The sequence below is a fragment of the Candidatus Desulfolinea nitratireducens genome (genome assembly GCF_982879505.1).
Map to the genome: position 1 here is coordinate 8,506 of NZ_CEYOSI010000029.1, position 14,310 is coordinate 22,815.

At 49.3% G+C, this 14,310-nt stretch carries 13 protein-coding genes; 4 read left to right on the forward strand and 9 right to left on the reverse strand.

Annotation, left to right across the window (positions count from 1 at the left end; all coding sequences use genetic code 11):
• Positions 1 to 512 (reverse strand): NAD-dependent epimerase/dehydratase family protein (locus AC3DOM_RS04215; RefSeq protein WP_487917776.1); only part of this gene is annotated, 512 nt, incomplete at its 3' end.
• Between the two features lie 292 nt (positions 513 to 804).
• Here AC3DOM_RS04215 and AC3DOM_RS04220 point away from each other — a divergent pair.
• On the forward strand, positions 805 to 2,022 hold the full coding sequence (locus tag AC3DOM_RS04220; RefSeq protein ID WP_487917777.1) for a thiolase family protein: 1,218 nt from the start codon (positions 805 to 807) through the stop codon (positions 2,020 to 2,022).
• Between the two features lie 31 nt (positions 2,023 to 2,053).
• Positions 2,054 to 3,208 (forward strand): WD40/YVTN/BNR-like repeat-containing protein, encoded by a 1,155-nt coding sequence (locus AC3DOM_RS04225; RefSeq protein ID WP_487917778.1) that lies wholly within the window; start codon positions 2,054 to 2,056, stop codon positions 3,206 to 3,208.
• Positions 3,209 to 3,222: 14 nt separating this feature from the next.
• Here AC3DOM_RS04225 and AC3DOM_RS04230 read toward each other — a convergent pair whose 3' ends face one another.
• The 3 genes from AC3DOM_RS04230 to AC3DOM_RS04240 are packed head-to-tail and all read right to left on the reverse strand — an operon-like array spanning position 3,223 to position 5,040.
• Positions 3,223 to 4,068 carry an HD-GYP domain-containing protein gene (locus AC3DOM_RS04230; RefSeq protein ID WP_487917779.1) on the reverse strand — a complete coding sequence of 282 codons (846 nt, stop codon included), beginning with the start codon at positions 4,066 to 4,068 and terminating at the stop codon, positions 3,223 to 3,225.
• A 54-nt stretch (positions 4,069 to 4,122) separates the two neighbouring features.
• A complete protein-coding gene (locus tag AC3DOM_RS04235; RefSeq protein ID WP_487917780.1) occupies positions 4,123 to 4,380 on the reverse strand; it encodes a hypothetical protein in 258 nt (85 codons plus the stop codon).
• Between the two features lie 18 nt (positions 4,381 to 4,398).
• On the reverse strand, positions 4,399 to 5,040 hold the full coding sequence (locus AC3DOM_RS04240; RefSeq protein ID WP_487917781.1) for an RNA polymerase sigma factor: 642 nt from the start codon (positions 5,038 to 5,040) through the stop codon (positions 4,399 to 4,401).
• 153 nt (positions 5,041 to 5,193) lie between these two features.
• Here AC3DOM_RS04240 and AC3DOM_RS04245 point away from each other — a divergent pair, with 153 nt between their 5' ends.
• Together AC3DOM_RS04245 and AC3DOM_RS04250 are read left to right on the forward strand one after the other, a co-directional pair.
• On the forward strand, positions 5,194 to 6,414 hold the full coding sequence (locus tag AC3DOM_RS04245; protein WP_487917782.1) for a DUF3179 domain-containing protein: 1,221 nt from the start codon (positions 5,194 to 5,196) through the stop codon (positions 6,412 to 6,414).
• 370 nt (positions 6,415 to 6,784) lie between these two features.
• Positions 6,785 to 7,735: a hypothetical protein gene (locus tag AC3DOM_RS04250; protein ID WP_487917783.1), complete on the forward strand. Its 951-nt coding sequence runs from the start codon at positions 6,785 to 6,787 to the stop codon at positions 7,733 to 7,735.
• A 193-nt stretch (positions 7,736 to 7,928) separates the two neighbouring features.
• Here AC3DOM_RS04250 and AC3DOM_RS04255 read toward each other — a convergent pair whose 3' ends face one another.
• The 5 genes from AC3DOM_RS04255 to AC3DOM_RS04275 form a co-directional block, all read right to left on the reverse strand.
• A complete protein-coding gene (locus tag AC3DOM_RS04255) occupies positions 7,929 to 8,921 on the reverse strand; it encodes a hypothetical protein (RefSeq protein WP_487917784.1) in 993 nt (330 codons plus the stop codon).
• A 158-nt stretch (positions 8,922 to 9,079) separates the two neighbouring features.
• Positions 9,080 to 10,759: an energy-dependent translational throttle protein EttA gene (gene ettA, locus AC3DOM_RS04260; protein WP_487917785.1), complete on the reverse strand. Its 1,680-nt coding sequence runs from the start codon at positions 10,757 to 10,759 to the stop codon at positions 9,080 to 9,082.
• A gap of 154 nt (positions 10,760 to 10,913) precedes the next feature.
• On the reverse strand, positions 10,914 to 12,011 hold the full coding sequence (locus AC3DOM_RS04265) for a HepT-like ribonuclease domain-containing protein (protein WP_487917786.1): 1,098 nt from the start codon (positions 12,009 to 12,011) through the stop codon (positions 10,914 to 10,916).
• A 65-nt stretch (positions 12,012 to 12,076) separates the two neighbouring features.
• Positions 12,077 to 13,303: an ATP-binding protein gene (locus AC3DOM_RS04270; protein WP_487917787.1), complete on the reverse strand. Its 1,227-nt coding sequence runs from the start codon at positions 13,301 to 13,303 to the stop codon at positions 12,077 to 12,079.
• A gap of 269 nt (positions 13,304 to 13,572) precedes the next feature.
• Positions 13,573 to 14,256 (reverse strand): SDR family oxidoreductase, encoded by a 684-nt coding sequence (locus AC3DOM_RS04275; protein WP_487917788.1) that lies wholly within the window; start codon positions 14,254 to 14,256, stop codon positions 13,573 to 13,575.
• Positions 14,257 to 14,310 lie beyond the last annotated feature (54 nt).

Sequence of the window (14,310 nt, forward strand, 5' to 3'; positions counted from 1 at the left end):
CCATAGGCATTGAAGATGCGCAGGCTGACGGTCTCTATACCCCATAAGGCACCGATCGTGCGAAGATAATGCTCTGCAGCCAATTTTGAAACTGCGTAAGGAGAACGCGGATTTGGCGGGGTATCCTCTTTAATCGGCTGCTCGCCTAAATCGCCGTAGACTGCGCCAGAGGATGTCAGAATTGCTCGTCGGACACCAACATCCCGCATGGCCTCCATCAGGCTGACTGTCCCGCCGACGTTGACGGCGTTATATTCGCGCGGGTAGAGGACCGATTCGGGTACGGACACCCTCGCGGCAAGATGATAGACCACATCCACATCCTGGAGCAGAGTCCATAATTTGGGGCGGTCGTTCACATCTCCGCGTGTAAAATGTACATCGGGTGAAAGAGCGTTGGGATCGCCTGTGGAGAGATCATCCAATCCGCGCACCTGGTGCCCCTGGCGAGAGAGGTGGTTGGCAAGCGCCGAACCGAGAAAACCGGCAGCACCGGTAATGAGAAAATTCATAGGTTAGTCATACGTTTTAATGTTGAGATGTTGCATTAATGGGTGACCCAATTGGATAAAAAAGTGTAGTTTTCTTTATAATTAATTTTTCGCAAAAAAACATATTTTCCTGTTGAGTATATGGGATCGCCCTTCCACATCACGACGCATATCTTTGATATATGGGTAGCAAGCCCAATAGCATCGTGTGTTTCGTTTTTTTATCCATACAGCAGGGCGGATTATAGCACGGCAAGCTCTTCACAGTGGTAGAATCTGTTCATTCCTGTTTTTGAAAACGGAGGTTTTTCCCATGCCCGAAGCAGTCATTATCGATGCGGTCCGTACGCCAATTGGCAATTTTCGCGGGGCGCTGGCCGCCATTCGCCCGGATGATCTGGCCGCAGTTGTGCTCAAATCCATTATTGAGCGCACCGGCATTGATCCTGCCATTCTTGAAGAAGTTTATCTCGGCTGTGCCAATCAGGCTGGTGAGGATAATCGCAACGTGGCTCGTATGGCAACATTGCTGGCGGACTTTCCGATTGAAGTTGCAGCAGTCACATTCAACCGTCTCTGCGCATCCGGTCTGAACGCTGTTAACCATGCGGCCCGCGCGATCAAGGTCGGAGAGGGGGATGCTTTCATCGCAGGCGGAGTTGAGTCGATGACGCGCGGCCCATTTTCCGTTCCCAAACCTGAGATGGCTTATCCCTATGGAAACTCCATTATGTGGGATACAGCCTTTGGATGGCGTTATCCCAACCCGAAAATGGAAGAGATTTATGGGACAGATGCGATGGGTAATACGGCTGAAAACCTTCAGGAGGCTGGATTTATCTCCCGCGAAGATCAGGATGCATTTGCGCTTCGCTCTCATCAGCGGGCTGTCGCCGCTATCGATGACGGCAGATTTGCTGAGGAAATTGTTCCCGTTTCCATACCCCAGCGGAAGGGAGACCCCGTCATTTTCGATACCGATGAACGTCCGCGCAGGGACACCACGCTGGAAAAACTTGCCAAATTGCGACCGGCTTTCAAAAAAGATGGCACTGTCACCGCTGGAAATGCCTCTGGTTTAAATGACGGCTCATCTGCTGTTCTCTTGATGAGCGCAGAAAAAGCGGATGAACTTGGCCTGAAACCGATGGCGCGGATCCTCAGTTCTGCGGCGGCGGGCGTGGCCCCTCGCACAATGGGAATCGGTCCTGTCCCCGCGACAAAGAAAGCCTTAGCACGGGCTGGTCTGACTCTTGAGGACATCGGCCTGATCGAACTCAACGAAGCTTTTGCGGTTCAATCATTGGCAGTGATGCGTGAACTCGGCATGAATCCTGAGATCGTCAACGTTAACGGTGGTGCGATCGCGTTGGGGCATCCGCTGGGATGCTCAGGTGCGCGTATCCTGACCACGTTACTGCACGAGATGAAACGCCGCGCACCAAATGAGAATCGCCCATATTACGGTTTGGCGACCCTTTGTGTTGGCGTTGGTCAGGGAGAAGCGACGGTTATTGAGTGGCTGGGTTAATGGGGTCAAGTCCAAAAGGAGTAAGAGTCGTATGAAAAATAATTGTAAAACCTGGATTCTCTTCCTCAGCGGAATCCTGCTCCTTGTGGCTTGTGTTCCTGTTCCATCCAGTCAGGAAGAAAACGAAACCGAATCCCTTTCTGCGCGGGAACCTGCTGCGACTCCCCCAATTGAATTTCTCGCAACACCTGCTTTCGAGATCGTCGCTGCGCCATCCCTGACAAAGATCGAGATGCTTGATGAGCAAAATGGCTGGGGGCAGGCCGCAGGGCTGGTTTTGCGTACCGAAGATGGGGGCGAGACCTGGCTGGATGCCACCCCCGAAGATGCTTTTAATGATCCCGCCTACGCACGATCCGCTTTTTTGGACGAGAAAATTGGCTGGATCCTTCTCGAAGATCTCGATAGCCCCACTGTAGGGACGATCTACCGGACCACAGATGGCGGCGCAAGCTGGCTTTGGCGCAACACCCCATTTGGGCGTTCCTATATTGGTTTTCTGGATGCTGAAAATGGCTATGCCCTAACGGGGCTGGGGGCAGGGGTTGGCTCGGAGGGTGTGGCGATCTGGGAGACAAAAAATGGGGGCGGAGATTTTGATCGCACCTTTGTCCATCAGCCTGGCCTCGACGACAGTTTGCCCTATAGCGGCATTAAAAACGGAATTACTTTCCGTGATAAGCGCAACGGTTGGGTATCGGCTTCTGTTCCACAAAATGGTTTTATTTGGCTATATCGAACACGGGATGGGGGATTTACCTGGGCGCATCAGGGTTTGACGATGCCCAACGGGTATGAAAATGCCCAAACTTCGGTCAGGGCACCTCTCTTCTTTGACGAGATGCGGGGTCTTCTTCCCATTCAATTATTAGCCGAAGAAATGGCGATGGTCTTTTACCGCACAGATGACGGCGGTGAAAGTTGGGCAGCGACTCTGCCTGTGCCAACAAGGGGTAAATTTTCCGTCATTTCGGGAGATGAGATCGTTGTTTGGGATGGTAGCGCTTCGATATTTTTTACTGTGGATGGTGGTGAAACGTGGAGCTTCCATGCCTCCGAATGGTTGCCCGGAGATATTCTCCGCGAACTGGATTTCGTCTCAGCGACAAAGGGCTGGGCATTAACAGATTTGGGACTTTACCACACGGAAGATGGGGGAAAAACCTGGGATAAATCAGGGGATTAAGAGAAAGTACTACTTTAAGTATCGACGACTCCGATTTTTCCTCCCGTCTGAATTATCAGGTCGGTTATCGCAGCATAATTAATTTGAGATTGTAATTCGATTGGGTTTTCTGTTTTGCCGACCATTTCTGCATTAAAACTATCACCCTCCCGATGTAAAACGAGTTTTCCCGTACAGGCGCGGCAAAAAACCACATCTCCATCACGGGCCGTGCGCGGTACCGCGATCACTGGGCCACAAGTGGGACAGGTCACCAATGGTATTTTCTCAGCGCTATGTCCTATGATATGGGAAAGATCACCATCCCGCCCTAATTCACAAATATGATTGATGACGGTTTTATCAAATTGTGTTCCGCTGCCTTGCTCCAAAATTTGCAGTGCTTTTTCCAGGGGCATCTCCCGCCGATAAGGACGGGTACTGGTTAAGGCATCCAGCGTATCTGCTACGCTGACAATTTTTGCTGCCAGGGAGATATTCTGACCTTTTAAACCGTAGGGGTAGCCTCCCCCGTTCACTTGTTCGTGATGTTCTACAATTACTTTTGAGACCAATTCTGATAGCGGATGCTCATCAATCAGTTTCAGTCCGATCAAGGGATGAGTCTTGATAACATCGTATTCTGCTTCTGATAAATTTCCTTTTTTTAGTAAAATCTCATCAGTAATACCTACTTTTCCCAGGTCATGCAAATAGCCGCCCAAACTGATTTGAAGGGCTTTCCTTTCCGGGAGTCCCATTTTTACAGCCAATAATTTTGAAAATTGAGAAACACGCCAAAGATGACCACCAGTATAGGGATCGCGTGCTTCAACAACATCTGCGAGAACAAGTAGTGATTTAACCAATCCGTCAATCATATTCAATTCTTCCTGGTCGATCCCCTGTTTGTAGAATGCCCCCTTTCAGAAAATCTACAGATTTTCTTCAAATTCCAAGGCGGCAACCAGGGCCTCATATTCTTCAAGGCAATCCCGGCACATATCCAGATGATGCTTTACCATTGGCATCAGACCTTCAACATCATCCCCACGTAATTTCATCTCAGCATACTGATCGACCAGAAAGTGAACCTCGTCACAAGGAAGTTCATACTCATTCGTCATGATAAGTTTTTTGAGCAAATTAACCGTCATTGATGAAGATTTTTTAATTGGATTGATCGAGTTCATATTTTTTTACCATATCAGTTATTGACCAAAAACTGCTAATAGACCAGCAGGTGAGACCTCATCGCGCTCGAGGCGGCGTTTTAAACGTAAGCGGGCATCGTGCATCAACTTATATAGGGCGTTCCGATTGGTGCCCATTCTTTTAGCGACCACGCTCATCGGCACGCCTTGCACCGAAATTGCCATCATCACTTCGAGTTGACGGGGAGTTAACTCCTCGTCCATTATTCTCTGCACCATTTCCATCACGTTCTTGCGTTCCAGCATCGCTTCAGGATTGGGGTCAGTTGATGCGAATTGTTCGGAAGGCATCTCATCGGGTTGGCTGCCCTCTTCCAGCCCATCGAGTGAAACCTCTTTCCACTTGCGCAAACGCAATTCGCCCAGCCCAATGTGGACGCCAATTTTGTAGACCCAGGTTGTAAATTTGCTGCGTCCTTCAAAAGTATCCAGTCGATCGATTACCCGCAGCATGGTTTCCTGAGCGGTATCTTCAATAAAGCTTTCAAAATGACTCGACTCAGGGGGAAGCCAGCGAGATAGAGCCGAGGGCAAAATGCGCATAAGAATTGTGTGCAATTCTGCCAATGCGGCTTCTTTTTCTTCACCTTCAGCACCCAGGTCTCTTACCCAGGCATGATTATCACGAGAAGTTTGCATGCCAACATTATAGCGCATCTAATAGAAGATTAAAAGACTCTAATTCTTACCAAAGTAAGACGGGATAAGAAAATGACATCTTATTGACAATATAACCCCTGAAAAAGACTCAAAATCGAGCATCTTTGGGGTTATCGACAAAAAGGAGTTCCAATGTCTTATCGGTATAAAAAATGGTTTTTTTTGACGCTCGTCCTTATCCTTGGTCTTGCCGCCTGTGCGCCGAACAGCTCCCGGGCAGATACCCCCGCAAATGACCCTCCCGAATCCGAACCTGTCCCGGAAGAGGCTTCCGCTGTGGAGGCCGAAACCAGTCTTCCAGTTGAGCGGCCACCCAGCGGAGCCGAGGCACAATTTTCCACTGATTTTAGCAAACATAGCATCTCTTATAGTGAAGTCCTTTCTGGTGGCCCACCAAAAGACGGGATTCCAGCCATAGATGATCCAAGCTATGTGTCAATCGCCGAAGCAGATGCCTGGATCAGTGACGTAGAACCGATAGTTTTTGTTCAGGTAGGCGACAATGTACGGGCATATCCGCTCCAGATCCTGACCTGGCATGAGATCGTTAATGATGTTCTCGGTGAAAAACCCCTGGTGGTTTCATTCTGTCCGCTTTGCAATACCGCGATTGCCTTTGAGCGCGAGTTTGATGGACAGATCCTTGATTTTGGCACAACCGGTCGGCTGCGTTATAGCAATCTGATCATGTATGACCGCCAGACAGAAACCTGGTGGCAGCAGGCCACAGGTGACGGTGTTGCTGGAGAATATACAGGCGAGCGATTAACTTTTTACCCGGCATCAATTATTTCATGGGAAGATTTCAAGACAGAGTATCCTGATGGGAGCGTACTCTCCAGGGATACAGGGTTTAACCGCAGCTACGGGACGAATCCCTATGCTGGTTACGATGATATTAACCAGACACCCTTCCTCTTTGATGGTAATTATGATGATCAACTCCCCCCGATGGCGCGTGTACTGACTGTGGAGCTAAACGGAGAAACCGTTGCTTATACCTATGATCTTTTGGATGATGAGGTCGCGATCAACGATCAGGTGGGTGGCGTGTCGATTACCGTCTTCTGGACGGAAGGCACTGCCTCTGCTTTGGATTCTCCCCAGATCAGTTCCGGGAGAGATATTGGAACGGCAGTCGCCTATTCACGTGAGGTGGCGGGACAGACCCTCACCTTTGGCCTTGACAATGGCTTCATCCGCGATCTGGAGACAGGCAGCACCTGGGATATTTTCGGGCAGGCCACCGATGGTGAGCTGGCAGGTGAATCTCTCACGCCAGTTGTTGCTGTGAACCACTTCTGGTTTTCATGGGCGGCCTTCCAGCCGGAGACAAGGGTTTATCAGCCTTAGGGCTTTTTACCACAAAGGCACAGAGTGCACAGAGAAAGCACCTGTTGTCACTGACAGCCGCGAAGCGGCTGGCAGTGACATTAAACAGTAAGGGCGGGTCTTCGTGTAACATCCCCGAAGAGGGCAGCCCCGCCCTTACTCATATCTCTACACATTAGCCGTGAAAATCGGCTTAATTTAGTTAAATCCGCGTTCTATTCCTCTGTCTTTTCAGCGTCCTGTATTTCACATCTATCGGGATATCAATATATTTTCAGAGCGTTATTGGATCGAGTTAATTAGATAAATGCCATCTATATTATGTGGTATAACTGCTTCCTTGCGAATATTGAGAATCGCATCAAAATACTCACATAATAAGGATATTTCCATGCCATCTCGCACTGTTTCCCAAAAGACATTCTTCCTGATTGCTTTGCTTACGTTAATTCTGGCTGGCTTAGCCTGTAGCTTATTGCCTTCACAAATTACTGAGCCACCCACTGCCGTCTCAACATCAGCTGTTGATCTTCCTGCAGATGAACCAACCGCTGATTCACCCCAAGAAGAGATGCCGGCCACAATATCTCCAACCGCCGCTGCACCATCAGAGACAGCGCCCATTGAGGGGCTGGTTACCGCAGACTTTGATTCTGTCACTTTTTCCTTTGGTCTTGATGTCGCCAATCAGTGGAAAGTGGAATTCATCCCCCAGGGACCGGGCAGATCTTCCAGTGCAGGTCCCTTCCCCTATACTGACCCCGAGCACCTGATCTTCTCCTTGGAGAATTATGCTCTGCCCGAAACATGCTGCAACCCATTAAACCAACCTCAGATAATTGTCTATCCGGTGGTTCAGATGTCTGAGCAAAACCCGGTCGCGACCACGCAAATTACGGCTCTGCAGACATATCTAGCCAGTCCGCCAGCCAACCTGATGGATCAATTTGTGGAAATCCCATTCCTGCCACTCTTCAACGCAGCGCAGACATTTCATACTCAGGTTCGATTTGTTGACTTTCAGAATGGTAAAGGAGTCCGATATCTGACACAGTATTCTCAAGGTCCGATGCCGGTCAACAATGCTTCAATTTTTTATACCTTTCAGGGGATAACAAATGATGGTTCATATTATGTAGCAGTAACAATGCCGGTCACGCATCCCAGCCTGAAGAACAACGCCGAGGAGGTCTTCGACCTCGAAGGGGACGCCTTTATGACCGATCCCATAAACTATATTAACGGGGTTACTCAAGCGCTTGACAGTTTGGATCCAGGCACATTCACCCCTGGCCTTGACGCTTTGGACGCCATGATTCAGTCTTTGATGATACGGCCATAATAGAGAAAGTTATCTCTTAAACTAAAAAGGGCAGAACTTGATTCTGCCCTTTTTAGTTTAAGTATGTCGAAATTACCTCTTCAAGGTCCTATACTTCACGCTCTTGGGCACATCGACTGATTTTCCATAGCGTTTGTGATAGTCCGCTTCATAATCGGACCAATTGCCGAGGAAAAGACGGGCCTGTGGAAACTTACTTTTTCAGAACCCAACTATTGCCACTGCGTTGATATCCATAGCCTACAGCCTCTTTATCCAGCCAAAATGCGAGAAAAACATGGACAGGTAGATCATCTTTTTGTTTTTGGCCAAGTATCTCATCGATATCCATATTAATAAAATCCACACGGCTAACTTTTTCTTCAAGTTGAGTTTTCAATCCTTGGATATAGACGACTTGGGGGTCAATATTCGCTTCCTTCAACTTTGCTTCCACCATAGGATTAAGCAGGGTATATTGCCCGCCGTTTTTCTGAACATCTTGTATTACGACACTAATTTCTCCAATAACAAATCTTGAGTCATTTGCTGGCACAGCCTGGGATGGACTATCTATTGGTTTTGCATCAAGAGATACCGGGCTGGTTTTTGCGCCCTCTACAACTCCCATGGCCACTATGCCAGTAGCCACATAGGGGTCAATATCCTTATTCTTAATGCAATGATAGCCAAAAATGATCGAACAGATAATCATGCCAGCTTGAGCACTTTCTAAATAATTAAGCCCGTGCTTTTTCATGATCTCGTTATATGTGTGCTGGTATTCAGTCTGTGTCTGTGTAAGGTCCATCAACGGCCTGTCTTTTTCCGGAAATTCCGTCATAATACGCTTTGCCATAACATCTATTCCATTTTTTTTGCAATAGAACGCAAATAGCTTCAAAAGCTTTGGATAGGCCTGATTAACTTCTTCTGATAGAACAACAACTCCGGGATCAACATCTTTTTTGTTAATTGCCCTGAATTGACTTGTCCCTGCCAAACGTGCTGCAACAGACAGAACAGTTCCGGCATGAGGTTTTCCACCTACGAGAGGCATTCTTCCCTGGAATACCTCTAAGAACTCCACCGCAGCAGCATATCGTTTTTTCTGCTGATCAGGCGAAGATTTAGGATGGTTTAAATTAGGTTTTTTTGCTGGTTTCTTATTTGGCTTCGAAGTACCCTTAAATAAGTTTAATGGCATGATTTATTACCTCCTCAATTATCCTGCTATTTGGCCACTAATAAGAATTCTATCATCACTTGTGATTTTTATAAAAAGAAAGGGCCACCAGCTAGTGGCCCTTTCTTTTAACGTTTTAATTCGTGAAAATCAGCAATATCCGTCAAATCCGCGTTCTATTACCTCTTCAACGTCCGATATTTCACACTTTTCGGCACATCGACCGATTTGCCGTAGCGTTCATGGTAATCGGCTTCGTAATCGGACCAGTTGCCGAGGAAGAGGCGGGCCTGCGAATCGCCTTCAAAGGCCAGGATATGGGTACAGATGCGGTCAAGGAACCAGCGGTCATGGCTGACGACCACGGCGCAACCGGCAAAATTTTCGATCGCCTCCTCCAATGCGCGGAGAGTGTTCACGTCAAGATCGTTGGTGGGCTCATCGAGCATGATCACGTTGGCGCCCTCGGTCAGCATCTTGGCGGTGTGGACACGGTTCCGTTCTCCGCCAGATAACACCCCAACCTTCTTTTGCTGATCGGTGCCGGAGAAGTTGAAGGAGGAAACATAGGCGCGTGAGTTCATTTTATGCGCGCCGAGGGTGATATTATCCGCGCCACCGGAGATCTCCTCCCAGACGGTTTTATCGGGGTTGAGGCTGCGAGCCTGATCGACATAGGCCATCTGCACGGTTTCGCCGATCTTTATGCTGCCTGCATCGAGTTTTTCCTCACCGGTGATCATTTTGAGCAGGGTGGTCTTGCCCGCGCCGTTTGGCCCAACGATCCCGACGATCGAGCCGGGGCGGATCTCGGCGCTGAAATCTTCGAGAAGCAAATTCTCGCCATAGGCTTTGGTGACCCCATTCAATTCGATGGCGATATCGCCCAAACGGGGTCCCGGCGGGATGTAGATCTCAAGATCTTTGCGGAGGGCTTCGGTCTCCTGCGAGAGCAGATTTTCATAGGCAGTCACACGCGCCTGTCCCTTGGTTTGGCGCGCTTTCGGTGACATCCGGATCCATTCCAGCTCGCGCTGCAGGGTCTTCTGGCGTCTGGACTCGGATTTTTCCTCCTGGCGCAGACGCTCTTCCTTTTGCTCCAGCCAGGAGGAGTAATTCCCCTTCCAGGGGATACCGTAGCCGCGGTCAAGTTCAAGGATCCAGCCGGCGACGTTGTCGAGGAAGTAGCGGTCGTGGGTCACAGCGATGACCGTCCCCTTATATTCGCGGAGATGATGCTCGAGCCAGGCAATCGATTCGGCGTCGAGGTGATTGGTCGGTTCGTCCAGGAGCAGGATATCGGGTTCCGTGAGCAGGAGTCGGGTGAGGGCGACCCGGCGGCGTTCTCCACCGGAGAGGGTCTTGATGGAGGTATCCGCTGGGGGGCAACGGAGGGCACCCATCGCCAGCTCGAGCCGCGAATCCAGATTCCAGGCATCGGCATGGTCAAGCGCATCCTGCAATTTTCCCTGTTCGGCGATCAGGGCATCGAAATCAGCATCTGGTTCTGCAAAGCCGAGATTGACTTCCTCGTAGCGCGCCATCATATCGACAAGGGGTTGGACGGCCTCGCGGACGATCTCGATCACCGTTTTGGATTCGTCAAGCTGGGGTTCCTGCTCAAGAAAGTCGACGGTATAACCCTTCGACATGGCGATCTCACCGGTATAATCCGGGTCGATCCCGGCCATGATCCGCAGCAGGGTCGATTTCCCGGATCCGTTCAGGCCGAGGACGCCGATCTTGGCGCCGTAATAAAAGCCGAGCGAAATATCGCGCAGGACTTGTTTGTTATTGGGGGGATGGACGCGCCCGACGCGCACCATCGAATAAATTACTTTTTGGGTATCTGTGGTCATTTTAGTTTCCAGTTTTATGAGATTAGTGATGGTGATTTTACCTTGTTTTTAAACACGAAGGGCACGAAGATACACAAAGGAAAAGCAAGAAAAGAGATGGAAGAGAAAGACCTCCGAGATATTGGGTATTTCGGAGGTCTGGAATTAAATATGTTTAGAGCGACAATTGCTCTATTTTGAGTAGAAGATCAGGAATATCTTTCTTGGCGGTTTGCCAGACTTCATCCCAATCAACTAAATCGTAGCCATGGATGAGATGATCGCGCATCACAGCAATGAGCGCCCAAGGGATATGTGTGTGCTGGGCGCGAAACTCTTTTGATAAACGCTTGACGGCTTCGCCGACAACGGTGAGTTGATAGAGAACAGCAGAGCGTGTTTTCCAGTCGTCAATTACAAATCCGATATCCTGCGCCCATTGCCTGACCAGCAGATTTGACGCCTGGTCATATTCCTCTTTTGAAACTCCGCTGGGTAAGGCCTCCGGATTTCTTGGTGCCTGGCGTCCGTCCGGGAAAACCGTCAGGACTGCCCCGTAGGTGTGGCTGATCCCGATCACCGTATAGCCATGCGAGGCAAGCTCCTCCACCTGGAAAATATTTTGTTCTTTAAATCCGGCCCATCCATGCGAAAAAATAAGGATGGGGAATCCGTCGTCAGTTGTGATCGGGGGGGCGTCAATGTAGGCATTTGCCTTTACATATTTGAGGTGATTGAGAGCGAAGGGCGGCAGGTCGATATAAGTTGCGATGGCAGGTGCCGCAGCTTCGATATCCTGCATCCACTGGACCTGCTCGTTATCTTTCGTGGCTTCGGCTGGATACCATACCTGGACCATGATCTCGCGAGGGGCGTTTGGGTCTTTCCCGTAGAGCTCCTGTCGGCTGGAATCCGTTAAATGAGCCACTGTGGTTCCCACCTGATACGGGCCCGTGATCGGATAAGGTTTCGGAATGGGGAGCAGTTTCGCGGCCATCACAGAAATTAGCGCCAGGAGAATGGAGATGCCAATTGAGATCGACGTACCCAGACCCTTTGTTTGGGTGAGGGCAATGATGATCAGAATAGCGATCCCGATAAATAGCGGCCAGAGCTGCCAGCGGAAGCCTTCAAAGATCAATTGCGCCCCTGCGACCAGGACCAGTGCTATGGGCAGGAATTTATATTTCACCGGATCAGATAACCAGGGGATGAAATAATTAATGGCAACAAAGAGGGCTAGTATGCTCAGGGATAGTTCTATAGACCGCATTTTTATATCCTGATTTGAAATATTCAACTCAATTCTCTCCCCATGAGATCGAAAGCAGGGTTTGCTCAGTGTTGGGGGTTGATGGGCAATTGCAAATAAAATGTGCTGCCAGGAAAATGCATTTCATCATGCCCATTGCTCTCCACCCACACCTTGCCCCCATGGGCGCGAATTACACCTTGTACGATTGCCAGCCCCAATCCAGGTCCCCCCCCTTTAAAGCTCGTTTTACCGGATGAGTGGACTGCGACGCTGCCCACCTGATAGAATTTTTCAAAGATCAGTTCATGGTGTTCAGTGTCCAGCCCGATCCCTGAATCCCTGACAGAAATTTCAACCCCCGGTCTGTCATCCTCCATCATAATTGGGCGTGTGTTGATGAGGACCTGGCCGCCATCAGGTGTGTACTTAATCGCATTGACAATAAGTTGGTAAAGTGCCTTTTCAATCAGGTTTGGGTCAGCATTGATATTGGGTGTTTCCTGATTATGCTTGACGATGATTTCTATTTTGCGTTCGGTGGCGGCTTGTATCAAACTTTGTGCTACGTCACCTACAATCTGCTTTACCGGCACGGGAACGGACCCAACCTTTAATATTTCGGCATCAATACGTGTGATATCCAGCATCAAATTGACGACATCATGCATGCGGTTGACGCCCTTGTCGATCCCTTCGAGTACCTCATCCATGGCGGGATTTGCCTTGATATCAGGGAAGGATTGGAGCATATTTGCATATCCCTTTAGAACGGTCAGAGGGGTGCGGAGTTCATGTGCTGTAACCTGGATGAATTCCATTTTGTTGCGGTCCATCAGGCGCAAAACCTTGTTCGATTTCCGCAAATCTGCGATTGCCACCTGATCATTTTCCCGGAGGCGATCAATCGTGATGCGCATGAGGTCGATCGTCAAACGGGGGCTCCGGCTTAGGATGGATTCAAAATCATCTTCCACCATCTCGAGCATCGTACAAGGAGTGGTGGTCCGCACAGTTGCCGAGCGGGGCGCTTTTTGGATCAGTCCCATTTCGCCTATTACGTCGCCTTTGCCCCCAACGCGTAATATGCGTTCGCCTTCCTCTTCACCAAGATTCAATGAAATAACCACATTGCCATCGGCAATAATATAGATAACCTGTTCATATTTGCCTTCATGGCACAATACATGATCTGCTGGATAATCGCGAAATCGAGTCAGGTTTGCTATCTCTTCTAACTCATCATCATCCAGCCCTTTATAGGCAAGTTGTAGAAGGGAAATTTTAGACTGGGTATGCGCCGTTCTAGTCATGGCTATAGTATAACCTGACTATAGCCGCTGGCAACTACAATTACCTTACAATAAATTATCACCCATTTGAGGGTATCCAGAGCACATTCGCCAATGAAAAAGACCTCCTTTGCGGAGACCCTGGAAGTCTGGAAATTAGAAATCAGACATTTACCAATCATCCACCTTTTTTCTCGCTGCAATGCTCTGCGTTGCGGCTTGTCTATAATATCCCAACGCAGAGCATTGGGATAAGGGCAATAAATATGCGTAAGTTCTATATCAAATATTTACCAATCAATTTTCTCCCCATCCCGGAAGAATTCGCCGCGGGGGCCCTCATCGGGGAGGGTAGCTGCCCAAACGATACCGCTGGCGCCGGTTTCCAGGTCGCGTTCGGCATCGGGACCACCCATATCTGTCCGCACCCAGCCCGGACAGACGGCATTAACGAGCACGTTCTTTCCCTTCACGGCATTTGCGAGCATCAAGGTGATTCCGTTCAACGCCAATTTGGATAAACGATAGGAAGGCCCGTAGTTGTTCAGATCTCCAATTTCACCCATTCCCGAAGAGACGTTAACGATCCGCCCATAGTTTTGGGCGATCATCATCGGGATAAAAGCCCGTGCCAGCATTAAAGGGCCAAATGTATTTGTTTCCAGGGTTGCGCGGAGAGATTCTTCTGGTACGTCCAGAATACCCTGTTTCTCGTCCAGGAAAACGCCGGCATTGTTGATCAGAACATCCAGCCGACCGAATTCCTGCTCCACAAAGCCAAGTAGTGCAGCGATGCTTTTCGCCGAGATTACGTCCAGTGGATGGAATCGCACGCCCAAATCACGCGCGGTTTCTTCTCCCTTTTTCTCGTCACGGCTGGTGAGAATGACCTGATAGTCGAGTTCTGCCATCTGGCGGGCAGTTTCAAGACCAAGTCCGCGGTTTGCGCCTGTAATTATGACAACTTTTTGCATACTCATCTCCATGCTTATTTCGATTGATTTCTCCAGGAAATAACAGGGATTTTA

Coding starts and splice junctions, on each gene's coding strand:
- AC3DOM_RS04220 (WP_487917777.1), top strand. CDS start 805: ATGCCCGAAGCAGTCATTATCGATGCGGTCCGTACGCCAATTGGCAAT.
- AC3DOM_RS04225 (WP_487917778.1), top strand. CDS start 2,054: ATGAAAAATAATTGTAAAACCTGGATTCTCTTCCTCAGCGGAATCCTG.
- AC3DOM_RS04230 (WP_487917779.1), bottom strand. CDS start 4,068: ATGATTGACGGATTGGTTAAATCACTACTTGTTCTCGCAGATGTTGTT.
- AC3DOM_RS04235 (WP_487917780.1), bottom strand. CDS start 4,380: ATGAACTCGATCAATCCAATTAAAAAATCTTCATCAATGACGGTTAAT.
- AC3DOM_RS04240 (WP_487917781.1), bottom strand. CDS start 5,040: ATGCAAACTTCTCGTGATAATCATGCCTGGGTAAGAGACCTGGGTGCT.
- AC3DOM_RS04245 (WP_487917782.1), top strand. CDS start 5,194: ATGTCTTATCGGTATAAAAAATGGTTTTTTTTGACGCTCGTCCTTATC.
- AC3DOM_RS04250 (WP_487917783.1), top strand. CDS start 6,785: ATGCCATCTCGCACTGTTTCCCAAAAGACATTCTTCCTGATTGCTTTG.
- AC3DOM_RS04255 (WP_487917784.1), bottom strand. CDS start 8,921: ATGCCATTAAACTTATTTAAGGGTACTTCGAAGCCAAATAAGAAACCA.
- ettA (WP_487917785.1), bottom strand. CDS start 10,759: ATGACCACAGATACCCAAAAAGTAATTTATTCGATGGTGCGCGTCGGG.
- AC3DOM_RS04265 (WP_487917786.1), bottom strand. CDS start 12,011: ATGCGGTCTATAGAACTATCCCTGAGCATACTAGCCCTCTTTGTTGCC.
- AC3DOM_RS04270 (WP_487917787.1), bottom strand. CDS start 13,303: ATGACTAGAACGGCGCATACCCAGTCTAAAATTTCCCTTCTACAACTT.
- AC3DOM_RS04275 (WP_487917788.1), bottom strand. CDS start 14,256: ATGCAAAAAGTTGTCATAATTACAGGCGCAAACCGCGGACTTGGTCTT.